Source organism: Pseudoalteromonas sp. SG44-8 (assembly GCF_014164125.1).
GTDB classification, from domain to species: Bacteria; Pseudomonadota; Gammaproteobacteria; order Enterobacterales; family Alteromonadaceae; genus Pseudoalteromonas; species Pseudoalteromonas rhizosphaerae.
In genome coordinates this window covers 284,021-302,660 of record NZ_JACJEQ010000002.1, presented here as the reverse complement: position 1 = coordinate 302,660, position 18,640 = coordinate 284,021, and the positions used below count along the sequence as shown (strand labels likewise).

Here is an 18,640-nt window from a genome sequence, read left to right as displayed (position 1 = left end):
AAAGGTGGCTTCTTTGATTTAGTATTGTAGTTTTATAATTGCTTGCTTTGCGCTTTCACTGTCGGGGTTTAATTCAAGGGCGCGCTGGTAACTTTTTAATGCAAGTACGGGTTTATTAGCAGTTAAATACGCTTCACCCAGACTATCGTGAGTATTAGCAGAATCGGGGTATTTAGCAGCATTTAGTTCAAATACTGCGATTGCGGCATCGAGTTTTTTCATTGCTATTAATTCATAACCAAAGTAATTTATGCTTCTTTCTCGCAGCGGAACTTTTTGCTCATCCAATTGATTATATTTGCTTTTAAGCTGTGCAATACCGCCATTTTGCAAGGCATGATAAAGTTGGCTATCCACATTTTCAGTTGCACCGTCATAGGGCTTACCATAAAAAATATTGGTTAATCCTTTAGTCATAGGTGTCATTGGTGCACCGCCAGTGTTATTTAAAATTATCACCAGTAGCTGATCTTCAATAATACGGCTAATAAATGCATTAAACCCTTCGATACCACCGCCATGTTGTACTTGTGTCAATGGTTTACCATATTTATCAGCATCTAGCTGATTAACTTCCCAGCCAAGTGCGTAATTACGCTGTTCAGATACGGTGTACATTTGTTTTTTTAGTTCTTTATTTATTAGCTTATTTGTGTACAGCGCTTGGTCCCACTTAACGAGATCGCGTGCGGTTGAGTATATTGACCCCGCAGCATAAGGGATCGACATATCTAGGTAATCAGCATTAGTGTAACCGTCTAAGTTATTGCTATAACCAGATGCACGTTGGTTGATTATTTTTGCATGCGAATCGTAACCGGTGTTATGCATATTGAGTGGTTTAAAAATATTTTCTTGCAGTACATCTTGGTAACGTTGTTGAGTGACTTTTTCAATCACGGCGCCCAAAATAAAGTAGCCTGAATTGCTATAGCGAAATTGCGTGCCAGGCTCAAACAATAAATCATCAGTACACAGTAATTTTATAAATTCATCTACACTGTAAGGGTTGCGACTGTATTCACTTCTGAAGGTCTTCGTTTGAGTATAATTACTAAGTCCTGATGTATGATTAAGTATCTGCCTAATGGTGATTTTATTACCTATATCTTGGCGATAGTCGGGTAGGTAAGTAGCAAGGGGAGCATCAAGCTGTATTTTATTCTGCTGCGCTAACTGTAAAATAAGCAACGCAGTGAATTGCTTGGTAATTGAGCCTATTCGAAATTTAGTCTCGGCAGTATTTTTGATGTCCCATTCAAAATTGGCGTAGCCATAACTTTTTTCAAAAATAACCTTACCTTGCTTGGCGACCAGTACGTTGCCATTGAATTGTTTGAAACCATGAAATTGTTCAATAAATGCATCCATTTCTTTCGCGTGTTCGCCTGCAATTGCAGTGTGTGAGAGCAGTAGTAGAGCTGTGATAAAAATAGTGTGATAAAACATATTCGAGGTGAGTTTCATGAGCTTCCTTGGTTTTTTAGTTTGTTTTATGTACTACTTTTACCGTGGATAAAATACAAAGTAAATTATTATCGTGTTGATTTTATGTGAATAAATTATATTTCATTGTTATTATAAGCATAAAAAAGCCCGAACTGTATACAGCTCGGGCTAGTTGGTTGGGATATCAAATTTTATAAAGGTGAGCGGTTTATTATAGTATTCACTTTGCTATGAATTGATTCACCATCTACCAGCGCTTCTTTTCCACGCCATTTACGAATTAATCGTTTAGCATCTTCTAGTGCGACATATTGACATGGGATCAGGATCAGCGTGATCACCGTGGCAAATAACACACCAAAGGCCAATGATACTGCCATTGGGATGACAATTTTAGCTTGTAAGCTGGTTTCCATAATAATCGGTAACACGCCAATAAAGGTAGTGATTGAGGTGAGCATAATCGCTCTAAAACGACGTGCACCAGCTTGCATTACTGCGTCTTTTATTGCTACGCCATCAGCACGTGCTTTATTAACAAAGTCCACCATTACTAATGAATCGTTCACAACAACACCGGCTACAGCAATGATCCCGAAAATTGATAAGCCACTCATTGTCATGCCTAAAATCATATGGCCAAACATGGCACCAATAACCCCAAATGGGATCACTGACATAATAATCAATGGTTGTGAGTATGAGCGTAGTGGGATTGCCAATAACGCGAAGATAATCATCATTGAAAGTGCAAAATCACGCACTTGCTCAGCAACGCTATCCATTTCTTCTTGAATACGTCCAGCAACACTACTTTGTACACCTGGGTAGTTCTTCAGTAGTGCCGGTAAGTACTCATCACGTATTTCTTCAGCAATGGCAAAAGGTTCAACTTGGTCGGTATCAACCGCAGCCCATACGTTAACAGTACGCTTTGAGTTTTCGCGGCGAATACGGTTTACACCATCAACCAGTTTTACATCGGCAATTTCAGCCAAAGGTACTTCTGCGCCACTAGGTGTAATGATACGAGCACTGGCGATATCGCTGATCGAGTTACGAGCTTCTTCAGGGTAGCGGATCATTACTTTCACTTCTTCGCCGTCACGTAGAATACGCTGTGCTTCAAGGCCGTAGTAACTAAAGCTGACTTGTGAGGCAACATCGGCAAGGGTTAAACCCATGCTGTACGCCAGTGGTTTTAAGTCAAGCTGTACTTCATCTGTAGCGCTTTGCATTGAGTCATTTACATCACCCACACCTTCCATGGTGTTGAGTTTTTCTTTAAGTTTTGCTGCTACTTCTTTTAGTTGTTTGGCATCCTTTCCTTCTAGGCGGAAGCTCACATCACCGTCGTCTCGACCACCATTCATAATACTGTCTTGAATGGTTAGTGTTTTCACGCCCGGTAAAGGAGGCATTTGTTCACGCCATAGTGCGCTCAATGCAAAGGTATCGATAGGGCGTAACTCAGGATCAATTAATACTGCCATGATACTGGCATTGGTACGTCCGCGTAAGCTAACTGAAAGATCGCGTACCATAGCTGTGCCATATTGCTCTTTAAGTTGTTTATCAACATTGATAATAACTTGCTCTATTTTTTGCGCAGTTTCTAGGGTTGCTTGTTCAGACGATGCTAAGTTCATTTCAACTGAAATACGTGGAAAGTCATGAGGAATTTTAGGGTTCGCTACAAACTTCACTAAACCACCGGCAAACATCCCAGCACTGACAATTAATACACAAATAAAACCAATAATTACGGTATAACGATAATGAATACAATGGCCAATAAATGGCGTGTAATAGTTATCAACAAACCGTTTTAAACCGCCATCCATCACTTTACGGAGGCGATGTAATGGGTTTTTCGGATTTGGTTCTCGGTGTTTCATTGCTGCTATGTGGGCTGGTAAAATAAGTTTTGATTCAATCAGAGAGAAAATCAAACACAGAATAATAACCCCGCCAATGGCTTTTGAAAACGCAGCACCAGGGCCACTTGCTAAAGTTTGCGGTAAAAAAGCGGCGATGGTAGTTAATACACCGAAGGTGGCAGGCATTGCGACGCGTTTAACACCACGTACTACGTTATCAAGAGAGTGGCCATGCTTTTCAATTTCAGCACTGGCTGATTCACCTACGACGATGGCGTCATCAACCACAATACCTAGCACTAATATAAAGGCAAATAGTGATGCTAAGTTGATGGTGACATCTAAAAAGCCCATCGGCATCATTAAAAATGCGCCAAGGAATGACACAGGTAAACCCATCATCACCCAAAATGCTAAGCGTAGGGGTAAAAATAGCGCAAGTACTACCATAACCAATAGACCACCCCACACCATATTGTCGATCATCATGTCTAATCGACCCTCTAGGTAGTAGGTTAAATCGACAATCGGCGTGAGTTTAACACCCGCTGGAAGTTGACCTGCTTTATCATTAAGGTACTGCTTAAGAACTTTTGCAACTTTGGTAATATCTTGATCTTTTGAGGCATTTACTTCAAACGACAAGGAATTTTTACCATTGTATTTAGAGTATTGTAAGCCTTCTGCAAAGCCATCGTTAATGGTTGCTACATCGCCTAAATACACTTGTGCACCATCAGGCAGTAATATCAATGGCAGTTTGGCAAATTCATCACCTCGGTAAGCTTGTTTTTCAACCCGCATCGAAATATAGCCGTTTTCAGAGCGAATCTGACCTGCAGACATATTGGCTGAAAAAGCACGCACTGCATTCGCAATGTCTCTAAAAGTTAAACCATACTCACGAAGTTTATCAGGGCTAACTTCAATACCAATTTCATAATCAAGGCCACCATTAAATTCAACTAAGTTAATTTGTGGCAGTGCTTGCAGTTCGTCTTTGATATTGTTGCCAAGTTCTTTGAGCTGATAATTGCTCATGTCACCGTATAAGGCGAGGATCATTACTTCTTGCTCAAACTTATCATGGCGCACAATAGGACGCTCCATGTCTGCAGGGAAGGTGTTGATTGCATCAACCTGCATTTTTACTTCATCGAGCACTTCTTTAGTATCATATTTTTCTTCAATTTCGATCCACGCTTGAGAATAACCGCGGTTTGAATAAGTAATCTTCCGTTTAATACCCTCTAGGCCTTCGAGAGCTTCTTCTACCTTGATGGTGATGCCTTCTTCTACTTCTTGTGGGGCAGCACCTGGGTAGACAGCTTGGACGCTGATCCAGTTATTTTCAAATTGTGGGAACATTTGTTTGCGAATAGAAAACGCGGTTAAAATACCACCCACTAAAATAAAAATCATTAATAGGTTTGCTGCAACAGGGTTGCGAGCAAACCAGGCAATTAAGCCTTTTTCGCTATGGATGGTCATGCTCTATTCCTCTTTCAGTGCAAGTTGAGTTGCAGCTGCAGGTTTATCAGAGTCATTTAGCTTTACTTGCATGCCTTCGGTTGGGAAATCTAAAGCCGAGGTGATCAATTGCTCACCATCATTTAAGCCTTGTGAAGCGATGACCATGCCATTTTGCTCTCTAATAATATTAAGAGGTTTGAACGAAAGAGTTAAATCATCATTCATTACCACTATTTTACCGTTTTTCACTAAGTGATGAGGAACGATAATCGCATTATCAAGCTCGCGGCCAGAAATGGTCGCATTGATATAAGAGCCAAAGCGCAGCGGTTGCTCACTGGCATAAGGTGTATTTACTTGCGCCACTAAATAGCTCATACGACTTTTTTGATCAATAACACCTTCGCTGCGGACAATTTTTGCCTGCCAAGTAGTTGGCTTACCAGCATAGTCTGCACTGAGTGTTACATTCGCGCCGATACCGCTATCGATTAGGTATTGTAATTCTTTATCTGCCACAGGAAGGCGAATTTCAGCCACTAAGGTTGAACTGAGAGCGCCAAATTGGCTTCCAGGATTAACTACGCTGCCTAAACTAATTGCACGTTCAGAAATAATCGCATCATAAGGCGCTTTTATGTATGTGCGCTCTAAATTACGTTTTGCGCGTTTTTCAGATGCCTGTGCTGCACGGTAACGCGCTAGTTTTTCGGCTAATTGTGGTTTGCGTAAATATAATTGAGATGGGATCATTTGATTTGAATCGTCTTTTATTCGATCCCACTCTGCCTGTGCTACATGAGCTTGCGCTCGCTCAATTTCTAGATCAGAGCTGGCTTGCGCCATGCCTGCTTGGGCTTCAATTAACGCAGCTTCATAATCATTTGGATCTATTCGTGCTAGAATATCGCCTTGTTTGACAAATCCACCTTGCACAAATTGCTCAGAGACAAATACCACTTGACCGCTTACTTGCGCAACCAGTGGGGTGTGATCTTTTGCTTTTACTACACCATACGATTTTACGTCTAGCGTAATTGCATCAAGGTGAACTGCGCTAACTGATACCAGAGGGCGTGTATCTTGTGCTGGCTTTTCTTCTGGCGGTTGTTTCATTGCTGAAAACGCAACCGCAAGACCTACACCGGCGACTAATACGGCAATAGGTAGAATTATTTGTTTTTTAGTAGCCACAGGGCTTTCCTCATAATTAGGTGACACAGCAATTATAATGAATAAAGTGTTTACAAGGCGTATTAAGATGTAACAAGTCATTACACAGTTAACAAATTAGCGAAATAGATTACAAAAGGGGCAAAGATGAATACATCACCAATGGCGTGTCGACTCGGGTGTGGGGCTTGTTGTATCGCACCAAGTATTAGCTCACCGATTCCGGGGATGCCTAATGGCAAAAAAGCAGGAGAGCGCTGCATTCAGTTAGATAACAACAATTTATGTAAGTTATTTGGTGATGAAAGGCGGCCAAAAGTATGCAGTGATTTTAGTGCGACGATTGATGTGTGTGGAACAACGAATGCGCAAGCGCTGCAATTAATTACCGAGCTTGAACAAATGACATAAAAAAACCGCATCTTAAAAATGCGGTTTTTATACATATTTTTTATTTACCAGCTATAAGTTGCAGTTAGTGTGTATTGCTCACCGCGCCCAGGTGTGCCTGGAATTTCCTCAAACGATTCATCCCAAAGGTTATCTGCTGCTAAAGTAATAAAGAAGTTTTGCAGTATCGGTGGCGTTACTTTTAACGTCAGCTGAGTAAACAAGGCTTCATCATCAGAGCGTCGCAGCGCATTTTTATGCTGTTTACGCCATTCATTATCAATCCGAAACTCTAATATATCCGTCGGGCTCCATACAGCACCAAGAGTTAAACGGTGATCAGGGAAGTTTAAGGCATAAAAGCTTGCATCGACGTCTGGCGAGCCATAGGTTTCTGATTTATGGAGGTAGGTGTAACTGGCTATAATTTCAGTATTTTCAAATTGCTTAGTGGCTAAAAATTCAAGGCCAGCGGTATCAATATCAACCGGTTCTGCAAAACGCGCTGAGGTTGAATCAAAGCTAAATGTCCAGTCAGTTAAGTTATTATCTTGGCGGTAAAAAATAGCCGAATTAAGCTGCCAACTTTGTTGTTCTAGTAATAAACCCAGTTCTAAGTTTTTGGTGGTTTCATGCTCAAGGCTATAATTACTTCTAAACAATCCACCAGAGTCATTGCCACCAATAGCAGTATAACCTGCAACTTGACTGGCCTCAGCGTAGGATAAATAAAATGTCCGCTCAGTGGCGTTACTATTAATTGTATTGAATGTGATATCACCTATCAGCGACAATTGTGAGTCATCGCGGTTGGTATCATCGAAGGCTGCGCCTAAACGCACTGTTAGCTGCTGATTGTTCTCAAGAGCCATAGTGTATTCTGGCAATACACTGATTTTATAATAGTTACGCGAAGTAAAGTTATTCTCAAGCGTGGTTGATTCAATGGAATCTTCAATAAATTGTGCTGAGTAGTTTAGTGAGAACACATCGTTTTGAGCATGTCGCCCAGAGATGGCGAATGATTTAACTTCTGTTTCGTGAAAAGCTTGAAACGCGCTTGGGTTTTCACGAGAGTAAATATAATGGTCGTTATTTTTTCGATAATAAGCTGATACTTCAAACTCACTGTTTGTTGCATAACTTTGTTTATGGTTAAGCATTAACAGTTGCGTTTCTAAGTCTTCTGTTTCATTCACGCCAAATGGGGTATAGAGGTTCGGCCAGCCAAAAAATTTCTCTTGTGAGCCAAAAAATAAATCAGTTTGTGAATCTGCACTCGTTAATTGCACACGAGCTGTAGCGCGATTAAAATCATGATCGCCAAAATCAATTGAGCCATCGCTTTGTGAATGAGAATATTCCCCTTCAAAACCTAGGCGCCAATCGGCGATTGTATCTAAAGGGATACTTTTACCAGCATGAACACTCTGTAAATTAAAGTCGTTAGTGCCGACACCTACAGATACACTGCCACCAGTGGTAATTGGCTTCCAACCAAACGACACAGTACCTACTGAGCTATTTACACCGTAAAGTGCATTATCAGCACCGGTCAATACACTTGCGCCAGTGAGCATTTGTGGTGCAATAGGAATTTCTGCAAAATAATGGCCTGATTGCGGATCGAGTAAAGTAGCACTGCCGACTCTAAAACCGGTGTTTTCAAAGATACCGCCACGAATAGTAACATCAGCTTGTGCTTCTGCCATGTTACGCGATTGCAAATCAACACGAGGGTCATACTCTAAATTTGATATAGGTGAGTCAAAGGTACCTACTGGTAACGTATTTGCTGTAGGGGATGCCTCGATTGTTATTTGCTCAATGGTTGTCGATTCTTCAGAGTCATCTGCCGCATAAGCAACATTTGATATGCTGGCAAGTACTAAGGGTATGATAAGGTGCGAGGTACGGTTCATGTTGTTTTTCTCATATTCTTTATGTGCGATTGCGCTATAAATTAAAGTCGTAACACTTTTTTATAGCGTGATAAAATAGCAAAATTAAACAGTCACGATTTTTGGCGCTATTGTACATTAATTCGAAAAAACTGCATTTGATAATCATTCTTAAAATGAAAGCATTACACTGTCTTTGCTTGTTAAATATATTAGGTCCCTCTATGAATGAAAAACAACCAGCTAACTTTTATGCTCGCCAGCAAACTATTTATTTTGCGGGAGGGTGTTTGTGGGGCGTGCAAGAGTTTATGAAGCACTTACCCGGAGTAGTTATTACAGAAGCAGGGCGGGCTAATGGTACAAGTGATAATACACAAAGTGAGTACGATGGTTATGCAGAGTGTGTCAAAGTCATTTTTGATACTGATGCTGTCACGGTTAATAAACTAATTGATTATTTCTTTGAAATTATTGACCCATACAGTATTAATAAGCAAGGTGATGATGTGGGTGAAAAATACCGCACGGCTATTTATAGTGAAGAGCAAAGTCACTTAACGTTAGCAAGCGATTATATCAGCCAACGAGATGATGCCGACAAAATAGCTGTACAGGTTAAACCGCTAACAAATTATGTCCCCAGTGATGCTGAGCACCAAGACCGACTAACTAATCATCCAGATGATTACTGCCATATACCGCTAGATTTACTGCATAAATATAAAAAAGACTAGGGCGTGTAGACCTTTCGTGGTTGATTTTGCTGCAGTATGTTTGGTATTTAGGCAAGGCAAAGGCTATGTAGTGTGGTTGTTCCAATGAATAGGCGATTACGCAGCATAAAGGCCAAATACGCTCTGCATGAAAGATTTTGACAAGGGGGAATTGACTCTTTGTCACTTACATTGATGTAAGTAAAGGGCGTGAGCAAGACGCCGTAACCTTGCTCGATTTTTACTTATTCTTACATGGATGTAAGCTAGTTGAATAACCTAGGAGCAGTTATCGATCCCGCTCGATTACAAATCTCGCGCCGCGATTAAATAGCCCCTAGATTGAACAAATTTTAATTCTGAAAGTTCTATACGCCCTTAATAATTTAGCTCTATTTTAGTTTTTCTGGTGGAAAACCACTTAAAATTGTTGCAACGGCTTCTTGTACTGCTTTGTTACGCTCTTCAGGTGTTTGTTTCTTCTGAAGGCGACCTTCACGAGCACCACGCCAAACAAGCTGGTTAGAGGCACGGTCAACAACATCAATCACTAAAGTGCCCACATCATATTCATGGGTTGTTGTTTGCGTGTTATAACCCATGCCCCAGTAGTTCCAACGTGCACCGTAACCTACATTAAATGTATCAACGTCAACTTTAGTATCAACAGAGGCATGATAGTTAATTAATACATCTGCTGATGCTTCATCCGCAGGTGTCATACCGTTTGCTTGTAATTGTGCATTTACCGCTTCACGCACACGTTTTTCCATCAATGGACTGATTTGATAGTTACCAGCGTCAGCCAAGGTCGCTTGTGGAAACCAAGCAAATGTTTTGTAGTTACCAAAGTCCACAGATTTGTCGTAGTCAATATCAGGCGTTTTTGCACACGCTGCTAGTAGTAATACAGCAGCTGCAATTAGTATATTTTTCATGGAGTTTGCTCCTTGGCAAATTTAATTACTATTCGTTTGATAACATAACATAGAATTAATTCAAGGAAATGTTATTTTTTACCTGTAATTTGTGTACAAAGTAGATGTTGATCAGTCTAGTCGTCCTTGACTGAATGATGCATTAATTTACACAAACGTGGCTATTGTCTTATTCATGCTCTACTTCTATCCAATCCTTTTCATCTACCCAGTTCTGGGCGCCGTCTTTAACGGAGCGAATTGGCACAATATAATCACAGCTAATTTGTGGTTTCACCGAGGCAAATATTGGCACAAAGCCAAAACTCAGGGCGGTTTCTATAATTGCTTTTTGATTTTGCGGATCGATATCGGCCGCTTCATCAATATAAATCGGGATGCGGTATAAGTTTTGCTCTTGGTCGCTTAATAAGTAGCGGATAAACAACATGCCGCATAATAATTTTATGGTGATACGCGTACCGTTTGAGCCAGCCGAATCAATTTTTTCAAAATGCTCGGTTTCGCCTGCACGGTTTACTACTTCAAAGCGAATATCAAATAAGTCAGTAAGGGTTAAACCGGCTTTATCAGAGGCAAGTTTAATTAAGTGATCTTTTGCTTCGTTGACAGCACTTTCACTGTAGGGTTCTTGGCTGAGTAAATCCAGCGTATCACCTTGTTCAAACTGATTTGAGGTACTGATGATGGTATCAATACTATCAACCAACATTTTGCGTGGTATCACGTTAATTTTAAATGCTTGCAAGTTTGAAATACGATGCTGACTAATGCCTTTATTGAAGCTGTTCATTTCACGGCGCAGTCTGTCTAAATCTTCACGCAGTCCCTTAATCGTCGCGGCTACTTCTGTGAGTGCAACCCGGGCTTGGCGTTCAACCGCATCACGTTCGTTATCAATATTATGGAACGCGCCAATCAATTTCTGGTATTTACTAAACTCGTCGTTTTCGTTATCAAATTTGGTAATACCAGCATTGTAAATATGCAAATAGGTATTACGAACGTTGATATCAAAATTACGCAGCTCTTGGCAATCTTTATTAAAGTGATGAACTAAGTCACTGAGATTATCGAAATCAATTTGCACATCAATCATATACGGGGTGACTTTACCGCTATATAAATCCAGCGTGTGGTCAATTCGTTCAGATTTCACTTGGCGTAGGCGCTCGGCTTGGCGTGAAATTAAATCTTTTTTCGATTTAATAATCGAGCGTCGATCACTAATTGAACCGCTGTTATTTTGAATATCTTGTAAGTAGCTATCAACTTGCTCGCGTTCAGCCAATAATTGCTCTTTTAAGAGTGTTTGTGCATCAATAGATTGCAGCATAACCTGGAATTGTTCAAAGCGTTTAAGTGCGCTTTCTGCTGCCATGAGTTCATCGTATAAGGCATCTTTTTCTTTTTGTTTGTCGGCCACATTTGCGGCCACATCACGCTGTTGCTTAAATTCATTGAGTGACTGTTCAAGGGCGTTGAGTTGCGCAGTAAGTTGCTCTTTATTTTCACCGCTTTGCATCTGCACCGGTGAGAGTTTTTTCAGCTTGATGGTCGCGCCTGGCAGGGTGAGCACGCCGCCTTTCACGTTATCTGATAATTGCTCTAAAAATGCACCAAAGGCATCTTCGTCAGTGATATCTATATCACCATTACTGGTGGTGGCAAATGACAGAATGTCAGGGTTTAGAATACGCGAGATCTCTTCAACTTCTTTAAGTGATAAATCCTCGCGCATACGGGTAAATAAATTAAACTCAAGATTTTTAAGTTGCAGCTTTAAGCTTTTGATCTGCTTTTGTGTTTCACTAATACGGTAATCAAGAGTATGCAGGCTTTGCCCTTGCGCACTGTTGATAGAATGCGATAGTGACTCGTAATCTTGCTTTAATTGACCAAGGCTTACTTTTAAGGTTGCCATGTTAACCAATTCAAATTCAGATTTTAGAGCACCAAAGTCTAAAAACCATTGCTCTATTTGTGTTTGCCTGCGTTCAATATCGCGCGATTGTTGTACATAAAGTTGTTGTTTTTGTTCAAACTCGTGCTTTTCGTGTTCAATGTCTTCAAGGGCAACATTAAGCTCGCTCAATTGCGCCTCTTGGTAGCTATCAAAATCGATTAATGCTTGGTCAATTTTGGGGGCGTATGCGGCTAATTTACCTTTGAGTACGGTTTGGTTTTCAAGCATAGATTCAAGGGCGCTGATAGGTTCTTGCATCGACTCGAGTGCTTTTAGCTCACGTTTTGCGCGGTTTACTTTATCAAAGGAGCGACGCCATACTTCATAAAAATCGACCTTTGAGTTTGACATGTGGCGTTCAAATACGCGTAACATAAAGCGCTTTACGTCGGCAGCGCCTAATTTATGCAGGTTCAAAATACGGCGGAAAATTTCTTTATAAATTGCCGAATCTTGCACGTTGTTAAGCGGGATCATCTTTAAGTTAATGTCGCCATCAAATGGCGTGGCACCACCCGTTAATAGTGCGTTGAGCTCTTGCGCTTTAAGCTCGATAGGGTTAAAGCCTTGCTCTTTTAAATGATTAAACAGTTTAGTGAACTTAATGATGGTTTTACCTTGAGTATACTGCTCAAGATCAAGCTTGCCTTGGTAACAAAAAAACTGATGCGCGTAACCGGCAATTTTACCAAGCCCAGCTACACCAATCACCACCGGGCCATGGGGTAGGTCGGCTTCGAGTAAAATATAGGATTGATCTGACGAAAAATAAAATTTACGGGTTTCGTCTAAATCATGACCGTCCCATTCTGTTAGGCGTAAATCATTAATAAGCGGAAATTGCAGAGCATTGATCACCGAGCTTTTACCGGTGTTATTTGGTGCACAAATTGAGCTGCTTTTATCAAGCGGGATCACACATTTGGCATAACCGGCGGTGTTTAATAATGCCAGCTTACTGAGGCCGTATAGGTTTTTCATTATTCGTCCTCTCCAATATAGGTTTCTTCGTTTACTTCCATTAAGGCATCAATATAACGGTAGATAGGTGCTTGCAGCATAAAGCCGCCTTCTACTTCACGGGCAAGGCCAAGTCGTATCATGCGTAAGTACACGTCTTTACGTAGGTCTGATCCTGAAAAAATTTCGAGTTGATCAAATAAGTGCTTGTTCATTTGCACTAAAGTTTGCATCAGTTCTAAATCATTCACTTCATCAAATAAGGCACGCATTGGGTCTTTACCTGAGTTTGCATAGTGCTCAATTAAGATATAAATGGTTAAGGCAATCGCGCGGGAAATTTTCCCCATATTGGGTGTACTTTCATCACTGGCAAAGTAATAAAAACCACGGCTGTCATGTTGTAAATCGTGGCCAAGGGCGCTGAATAATGCGCGGTAATGATCAATTTGTTGATCAAGCTCTTGCCACATTACGGTGTCTTGTTCGCTAATGTGATAGCCGGTGACTAATTTTTTATTAATTGCTTGTAGATGACTAAGTTCATCTAAATTTATCTGTGTCATAACGGTTACTCATCCACTGTTGGTGTTTGCTGAGGGTCAACAGGCTTAGAATTAAAAGGGAAAAGAGAAAAATGTTGCCCGGCAATTTTTACGCGCATTTTTTCATCACTTTGATTGATTTCAATATCGGTGTCACTTACCAGCTTTTGATATAAAAACAGCATTTCGTCGGCTTCAAGGTCTGGGTAGCTTTGCTCTAAAAAGGTCAATAATGGTTGTGGCTTTTTACGTTTAGCATTGAAGCGTTTTTTAAAGTTTGCTTTAACATTATTGTAATCTGGAATATTTGGCGTAACAAAAGCAGGCACATCTTGTTGATCAGGAAGTTCGTATTCACTGTGTTCAAACTCAACAAGTGCAGCCATATAAGCGACCATATGGCGCTGTTGCCCCAATGAGAATCGCTGCGTGTCAGAGACAAAATGTGGTTGTACGGCGCTGAGCATATTATCAACGCCATTTTTACGTACTAAACCAAGTACTTTAGCTGCTTGACGAGTGATCATATTATTACGGCGCAACTCTTCACGCAGTGGCATTAGCATATCGGCACTTTTACGCAGGCTTTCGCGACCAACTAAATGCATTTCTAAAATTCGGGTACGTAATCGTTCAAGCATGCGTTTATCTTGATAAGCTTTACCGCTGCGTTCAATATATTCAATTTGCGTACTGATTTGTGTTTCGATGGTATTAAAACAAGCATGAAAATCGCCACGAATATCAACCATTTCAAGCATCGGTTCAATGTATTCATCAAACGCTTCAATCACCGCTTGATAACGCTTTTGTAATGATTGCACCGCATTATTAGCTTTTGCTTGTTCTACAATATTTAAAATGGCATTTTCGTTGTGGGCAAATAGTTTCATTATTTTACGCACCCGATCATCCATAATGCGGCTAAAACGGCGCATCTCGTCGTAGTCTTCAATACTACCGGCATTGTCTAAACGGTTACCCAAACGGGCTAAATCTTCAACCAGCACGCTAATTTCTTGCGCCAAGCCTAAATGTTCTTCCTGCAATAAAAAAGTGGCAAAATCTGCAATTGCACGGTTAATTTCAAGTTGTGACGATTTAGCCAAGGGAATAATAATATCTTGGTTTAAAAGGCGGTTGGTTTCTTTGTAAATGCGCTCATTTGACCACGTAGGTTGTTTTTGTTTGATCGCATTTTGCACGTCTTTTAGGCTGAAATCAGCCATTTTAAAACGTTTAAATAGCAGCTCTAACATTCCCCAGTGCTCTGTTAGGGTATTTAGCAACTTTTTAGCTGGGATCATAAAACTCCAAAAATCCTAATTTATCTTGTAAAGCCGTCTTGTTAGGCCTCAGCGATTAGTCGTAGAAAAGCAAATTGACAATAGTTTTACACATTCTTTGGTGCTAGACTGCGCGCCGTGTCGTCCTGCGGCTCATAACATACAATTTTTACATTTTTATAAAGGTTGTTCAAACACAATGGTAACTGCAATTATCCTAACCCTGATAACGCTAGCATTCGTGCTCATCGTTATAGAGGATATTATCCATGTAAACAAGGCCAAAACCACGCTTTTCTTTGGTACTTTATGCTGGATTATCTTATTTATCTCGCCGCTTCACGGGCAAAGCCCCGAAAACGTACAACATCAACTTGACCACAATATTTTAGAGATTGCCACACTGTGGTTGTTTTTAATGGCTGCAATGACCTTTGTAGCCTATTTGAACTCCAAAGGTTTTATCCAAAATATTGTGCATAAGATAATGCCCAGTGCTATTAGCGAACGCAAACTGATGTTTTTGATTGGCGGGTTCTCCTTCTTATTTTCGTCGATTTCAGACAATATCACAGCCACATTAATTTCCCTTGCGGTGGTGATGTCGTTAAAACTCGATCCGAAAAAGCTAATTAAATACGCTACGCTTATCATCTTTAGTGTGAACTCGGGCGGAGTGTCGTTAATTACCGGTGATGTTACTACCTTGATGATTTTCCTTGATGACAAAGTTACCATTGGTCACTTGCTATTGTTGGTTGTGCCTGCGTTATTTAGCGTGGCGCTATTGGCCATTATGCTGTCATTTGGACTCAACGGCCAAGTTGAGTTTACCAAACAAGAGGACCGTCGCATTGAGAAAACAGATATCACTATTGCAGTGATTTTCTTATCAACGATTGTCGGGACATTAACGTTAAGCGTGCTTTATCATGTGCCGCCTTTGTTAACTTTCTTATTTGGTTTGTCGTTGATGTTTTTAGTGGCGCAATTTTTAATGCGCAAAAAAGATGTGAATAAAAAAATCATCGATTATATTCGCGAAATAGAATACGACACCTTGCTGTTCTTCGTTGGCGTATTATTACTTGTAGGCGCCCTAAAAGAAGTCGGTATGCTCAGTAAGTTCACTCATCTTTACGAGTTAATGCCAGCACAATACGCTAATTATTTAATGGGTATATTATCCGCTGCGGTTGACAACGTGCCGCTAACGGCTGCGTTACTTAAAGCTGAAATAGTTATGAGTCCACAACAATGGTTGTCGTTTACGTATGCAACTGGGGTGGGGGGGTCCATGCTTATTATTGGCTCGGCTGCCGGTATTATCGCTATGAGTAAAGTAAAAGCGCTTACCTTTATGAGTTATTTACGTATGTCGGTGTATTTATTAATCGCTTATACAATTGGTTATATGGGATCGTATTTAGCTGGTAGCTTTATTTAATTGCTTTTATTATTTAAAACAACTTGACAGCTAGACGTCTAAACGATAACTTTCAAAGCCCGCTTAATAGCGGGTTTTGTTATTTAATTGCTAATAATTTACGTAATTAATCTAACATTCAGAAGAGGTGCGGTACTTAGGTACTTAATGTTAGGCGACGTATGCCTGTAATCATTAAGGAGGGAAGTACTCGCCGAGGAAAGCAACTGGACGTCACAGTGGTTTTTCGGTTTATGGGGCTGAATCCTCAAAACTGTCACCAATTAGGTGGAGAGCTTCTGGCAGTGGACTTTTCTTATCGAGCCCCCCTTTGCCAAGTTCTTCTTGTTTTATCGTGGTATGAATGCCACAAAAGGAGACGACATGAATACCCAATTAGCTGCAACTAACTTGCAACAGTCAGCACAAAATCAAAAATCAGACTACGTAGTCGCAAAGTTCGGTGGCACCAGTGTGGCTAACTTTGAAGCGATGAGCCGTTGCAGTGAAATTATTGTAGCCGATAACAACGTACGAGTAGTGGCCGTAAGTGCCAGCGCAGGAGTGACTAATCACCTTGTGACCTTATGTAAAAAAGATTTATCAGCAGATGAGCGCAATGAGAACATTGCTGGCGTTATTGCTATTCAAGAAGCTATTTTAAATGAGCTGTCATTGGATGCTGATTTAGCTCATGGCTTTGATGAAACCATTAAAGCTTTTAAGTCACTTGCCAGTGAACCACTAAAATCAAAGCAACAACATGATGAGTTATTGAGCTTTGGTGAGCGTTTATCATCCTATTTATTTACTCAGGTACTGCGTTTAAATGGCTTAAATGCGGTGCGTTTTGATGTGCGACAGGTATTAAAAACCGACAGCCAATTCTCTAAAGCAACCCCAGATGTAGCTGCAACAGCAATGGCCGCAAAAGAGCATTTAATTCCGTTATTAGCTGAACAGGTTATTGTAACTCAAGGCTTTATAGGCAGCGACGCGCATGGTCAAACTACCACACTTGGTCGTGGTGGTTCAGATTACAGTGCGGCATTACTGGCCGAAGCTATAAACGCTAAAAGCGTGCACATTTGGACTGATGTCGTGGGCATTTTTAGCACCGATCCGCGCTTATGTGCTAAGGCTACGCCGATTGCGCGTTTAAGTTTTGATGAAGCAGCCGAAATGGCTACCTTTGGGGCGAAAGTATTACATCCTGCAACTATCTTACCTGCGAGCCGCAGCCATATTAGTGTGTTTGTTGGTTCTAGCCGTGAGCCTGAACGTGGTGGTACCTGGATCGAACGTGAGAAATCACAAATCCCCGGAATTCGTGCTGTCACGCAGCGTAAAAATCAAATATTGTTAACCTTAAAAAGCCCCGAAATGCTTTTGGCTAGTGGCTTTTTAGCTCACGTGTTTACAATTTTAAGTGAGTTTAATATCTCGGTTGATTTGGTAACTACCTCTGAGATAAGTGTTGCAATTACTTTAGATAATGCGCCAAATGCCTCGCGTCCTGAGCTTGATCAAGAATGCCTTGATAAGTTAGCGGAGTTTTGCCACGTGTCGGTTGAGAACAACTTAACCTTAGTGGCATTAATTGGTTCACAAATTCAATTACGTCAGCAAGAAATTAACTTAATGAATGTATTAAGCGATTTTAATATTCGCTTAATTTGTCATGGCGCAAGTAAACATAACCTGTGCTTTTTAGTGGAGCAGAGCGAGTCAGACTTTGTTGTGCAAGCGATCCACAGCCGTTTATTAGAAGTTCAAAACGCCGCGTAATTGGGCGGTAGAATTTACCACAGAGCACTGCCAGTCAGTGCTCTTGTCACTTACCACACTGATATCAAACTCATGATATTGACAACTCAGCGCTGTTAAATTTGCTCGCTCAAGTTCAGTAAATACATTGGGGCTGAGTAATTTTGCAATTGGTTGGCTGGTGGCTTTGGCAAGTGCTTCTTTTAAGGTCCATATTCTAAAAAATCGTTCTGCACTTTGCTGATCTTGCGTTATTAAATTTACCTCATCAAGATGATAAAAATGCTTAGCGAGCTTTGCAAATGGACGCTTCAGGTTTATTTTTTCAATATCAAAACCAAATTCAATTCGTTCTACATTTAATGCAGCACCCACAAAACCATTAGAGTGGGATAAACAACTACGCAATACAGTGTCACTGTCAGTTATATGTAGCAGTAATTTACTGCTTTGCTGGTCAAATTCAGAGCTAATATGGTTATTTGCTAGCTCACGAAATTGTGGCATCGTTTGTTTTACCAAATACTTAAGCAGTAGCCGAGTGGCTAAATATTCTTGCTTGGCTTTGTAACTTTTTCTACGGGTGATAACCGCCAGTTCAAATGGGCTTAATAGTGCGTTTAAATCGAATTCATCAACATTTAACTGCTGGGCATCAAATAATAAAATAGTATTCGCATTGAACGGCTGCACGCTGTGTTTGGTGATAACGAGTTGCTGTTGAAAAAATAACGCAGGCATAAAATCCACAATTAAAGTGATAAAAGAAC

At 40.6% G+C, this 18,640-nt stretch carries 13 protein-coding genes and 1 riboswitch; of the genes, 4 read left to right on the top strand and 9 right to left on the bottom strand.

What is annotated here, in order from left to right; genetic code table 11:
• Window positions 1-18 precede the first annotated feature (18 nt).
• The 3 genes from H5163_RS03485 to H5163_RS03475 form a co-directional block, all read right to left on the bottom strand.
• Window positions 19-1,467, bottom strand: a complete 1,449-nt coding sequence (locus H5163_RS03485; protein WP_182734341.1) for a serine hydrolase — start codon at window positions 1,465-1,467, stop codon at window positions 19-21.
• A 173-nt stretch (window positions 1,468-1,640) separates the two neighbouring features.
• The gene (locus tag H5163_RS03480) at window positions 1,641-4,820 is read right to left on the bottom strand and encodes an efflux RND transporter permease subunit (protein WP_145242257.1); all 3,180 of its coding nucleotides are present in this window, start codon (window positions 4,818-4,820) and stop codon (window positions 1,641-1,643) included.
• A 3-nt stretch (window positions 4,821-4,823) separates the two neighbouring features.
• Entirely contained in the window at window positions 4,824-5,996 is a 1,173-nt protein-coding gene (locus H5163_RS03475) for an efflux RND transporter periplasmic adaptor subunit (RefSeq protein WP_145242259.1), read from the bottom strand.
• A gap of 126 nt (window positions 5,997-6,122) precedes the next feature.
• On the opposite strand from H5163_RS03475, the gene H5163_RS03470 reads away from it, so the two are divergent.
• The gene (locus H5163_RS03470; protein ID WP_145242261.1) at window positions 6,123-6,386 is read left to right on the top strand and encodes a YkgJ family cysteine cluster protein; all 264 of its coding nucleotides are present in this window, start codon (window positions 6,123-6,125) and stop codon (window positions 6,384-6,386) included.
• Between the two features lie 44 nt (window positions 6,387-6,430).
• On the opposite strand, the gene H5163_RS03465 is transcribed toward H5163_RS03470, so the two are convergent.
• A complete protein-coding gene (locus H5163_RS03465) occupies window positions 6,431-8,287 on the bottom strand; it encodes a TonB-dependent receptor (protein ID WP_182734340.1) in 1,857 nt (618 codons plus the stop codon).
• Window positions 8,288-8,490: 203 nt separating this feature from the next.
• Between H5163_RS03465 and H5163_RS03460 the strand changes: the two genes are divergently transcribed.
• Window positions 8,491-9,003, top strand: coding sequence for a peptide-methionine (S)-S-oxide reductase (locus H5163_RS03460; RefSeq protein ID WP_182734339.1), 513 nt, complete (start codon window positions 8,491-8,493; stop codon window positions 9,001-9,003).
• Between the two features lie 371 nt (window positions 9,004-9,374).
• Here H5163_RS03460 and H5163_RS03455 read toward each other — a convergent pair whose 3' ends face one another.
• The 4 genes from H5163_RS03455 to H5163_RS03440 form a co-directional block, all read right to left on the bottom strand.
• The gene (locus tag H5163_RS03455; protein ID WP_145242267.1) at window positions 9,375-9,920 is read right to left on the bottom strand and encodes a DUF4136 domain-containing protein; all 546 of its coding nucleotides are present in this window, start codon (window positions 9,918-9,920) and stop codon (window positions 9,375-9,377) included.
• 169 nt (window positions 9,921-10,089) lie between these two features.
• Window positions 10,090-12,867 (bottom strand): ATPase, encoded by a 2,778-nt coding sequence (locus H5163_RS03450; RefSeq protein ID WP_182734338.1) that lies wholly within the window; start codon window positions 12,865-12,867, stop codon window positions 10,090-10,092.
• A complete protein-coding gene (locus H5163_RS03445) occupies window positions 12,867-13,412 on the bottom strand; it encodes a condensin complex protein MksE (protein ID WP_149982697.1) in 546 nt (181 codons plus the stop codon). Before H5163_RS03445 ends, H5163_RS03450 begins: the two co-directional genes overlap by 1 nt.
• A gap of 5 nt (window positions 13,413-13,417) precedes the next feature.
• Window positions 13,418-14,698, bottom strand: a complete 1,281-nt coding sequence (locus H5163_RS03440) for a hypothetical protein (protein ID WP_182734337.1) — start codon at window positions 14,696-14,698, stop codon at window positions 13,418-13,420.
• Between the two features lie 178 nt (window positions 14,699-14,876).
• Between H5163_RS03440 and nhaD the strand changes: the two genes are divergently transcribed.
• Entirely contained in the window at window positions 14,877-16,124 is a 1,248-nt protein-coding gene (nhaD, locus tag H5163_RS03435) for a sodium:proton antiporter NhaD (protein ID WP_145242276.1), read from the top strand.
• Window positions 16,125-16,238: 114 nt separating this feature from the next.
• A riboswitch (Lysine riboswitch) is annotated at window positions 16,239-16,410 on the top strand.
• Window positions 16,411-16,487: 77 nt separating this feature from the next.
• Complete coding sequence (gene lysC, locus H5163_RS03430; protein WP_149982695.1) at window positions 16,488-17,891, top strand: lysine-sensitive aspartokinase 3; 1,404 nt, start codon at window positions 16,488-16,490, stop codon at window positions 17,889-17,891.
• Here lysC and H5163_RS03425 read toward each other — a convergent pair.
• Window positions 17,868-18,611, bottom strand: a complete 744-nt coding sequence (locus H5163_RS03425) for a 4'-phosphopantetheinyl transferase superfamily protein (protein ID WP_182734336.1) — start codon at window positions 18,609-18,611, stop codon at window positions 17,868-17,870. The genes lysC and H5163_RS03425 overlap by 24 nt on opposite strands.
• Window positions 18,612-18,640: the final 29 nt, after the last annotated feature.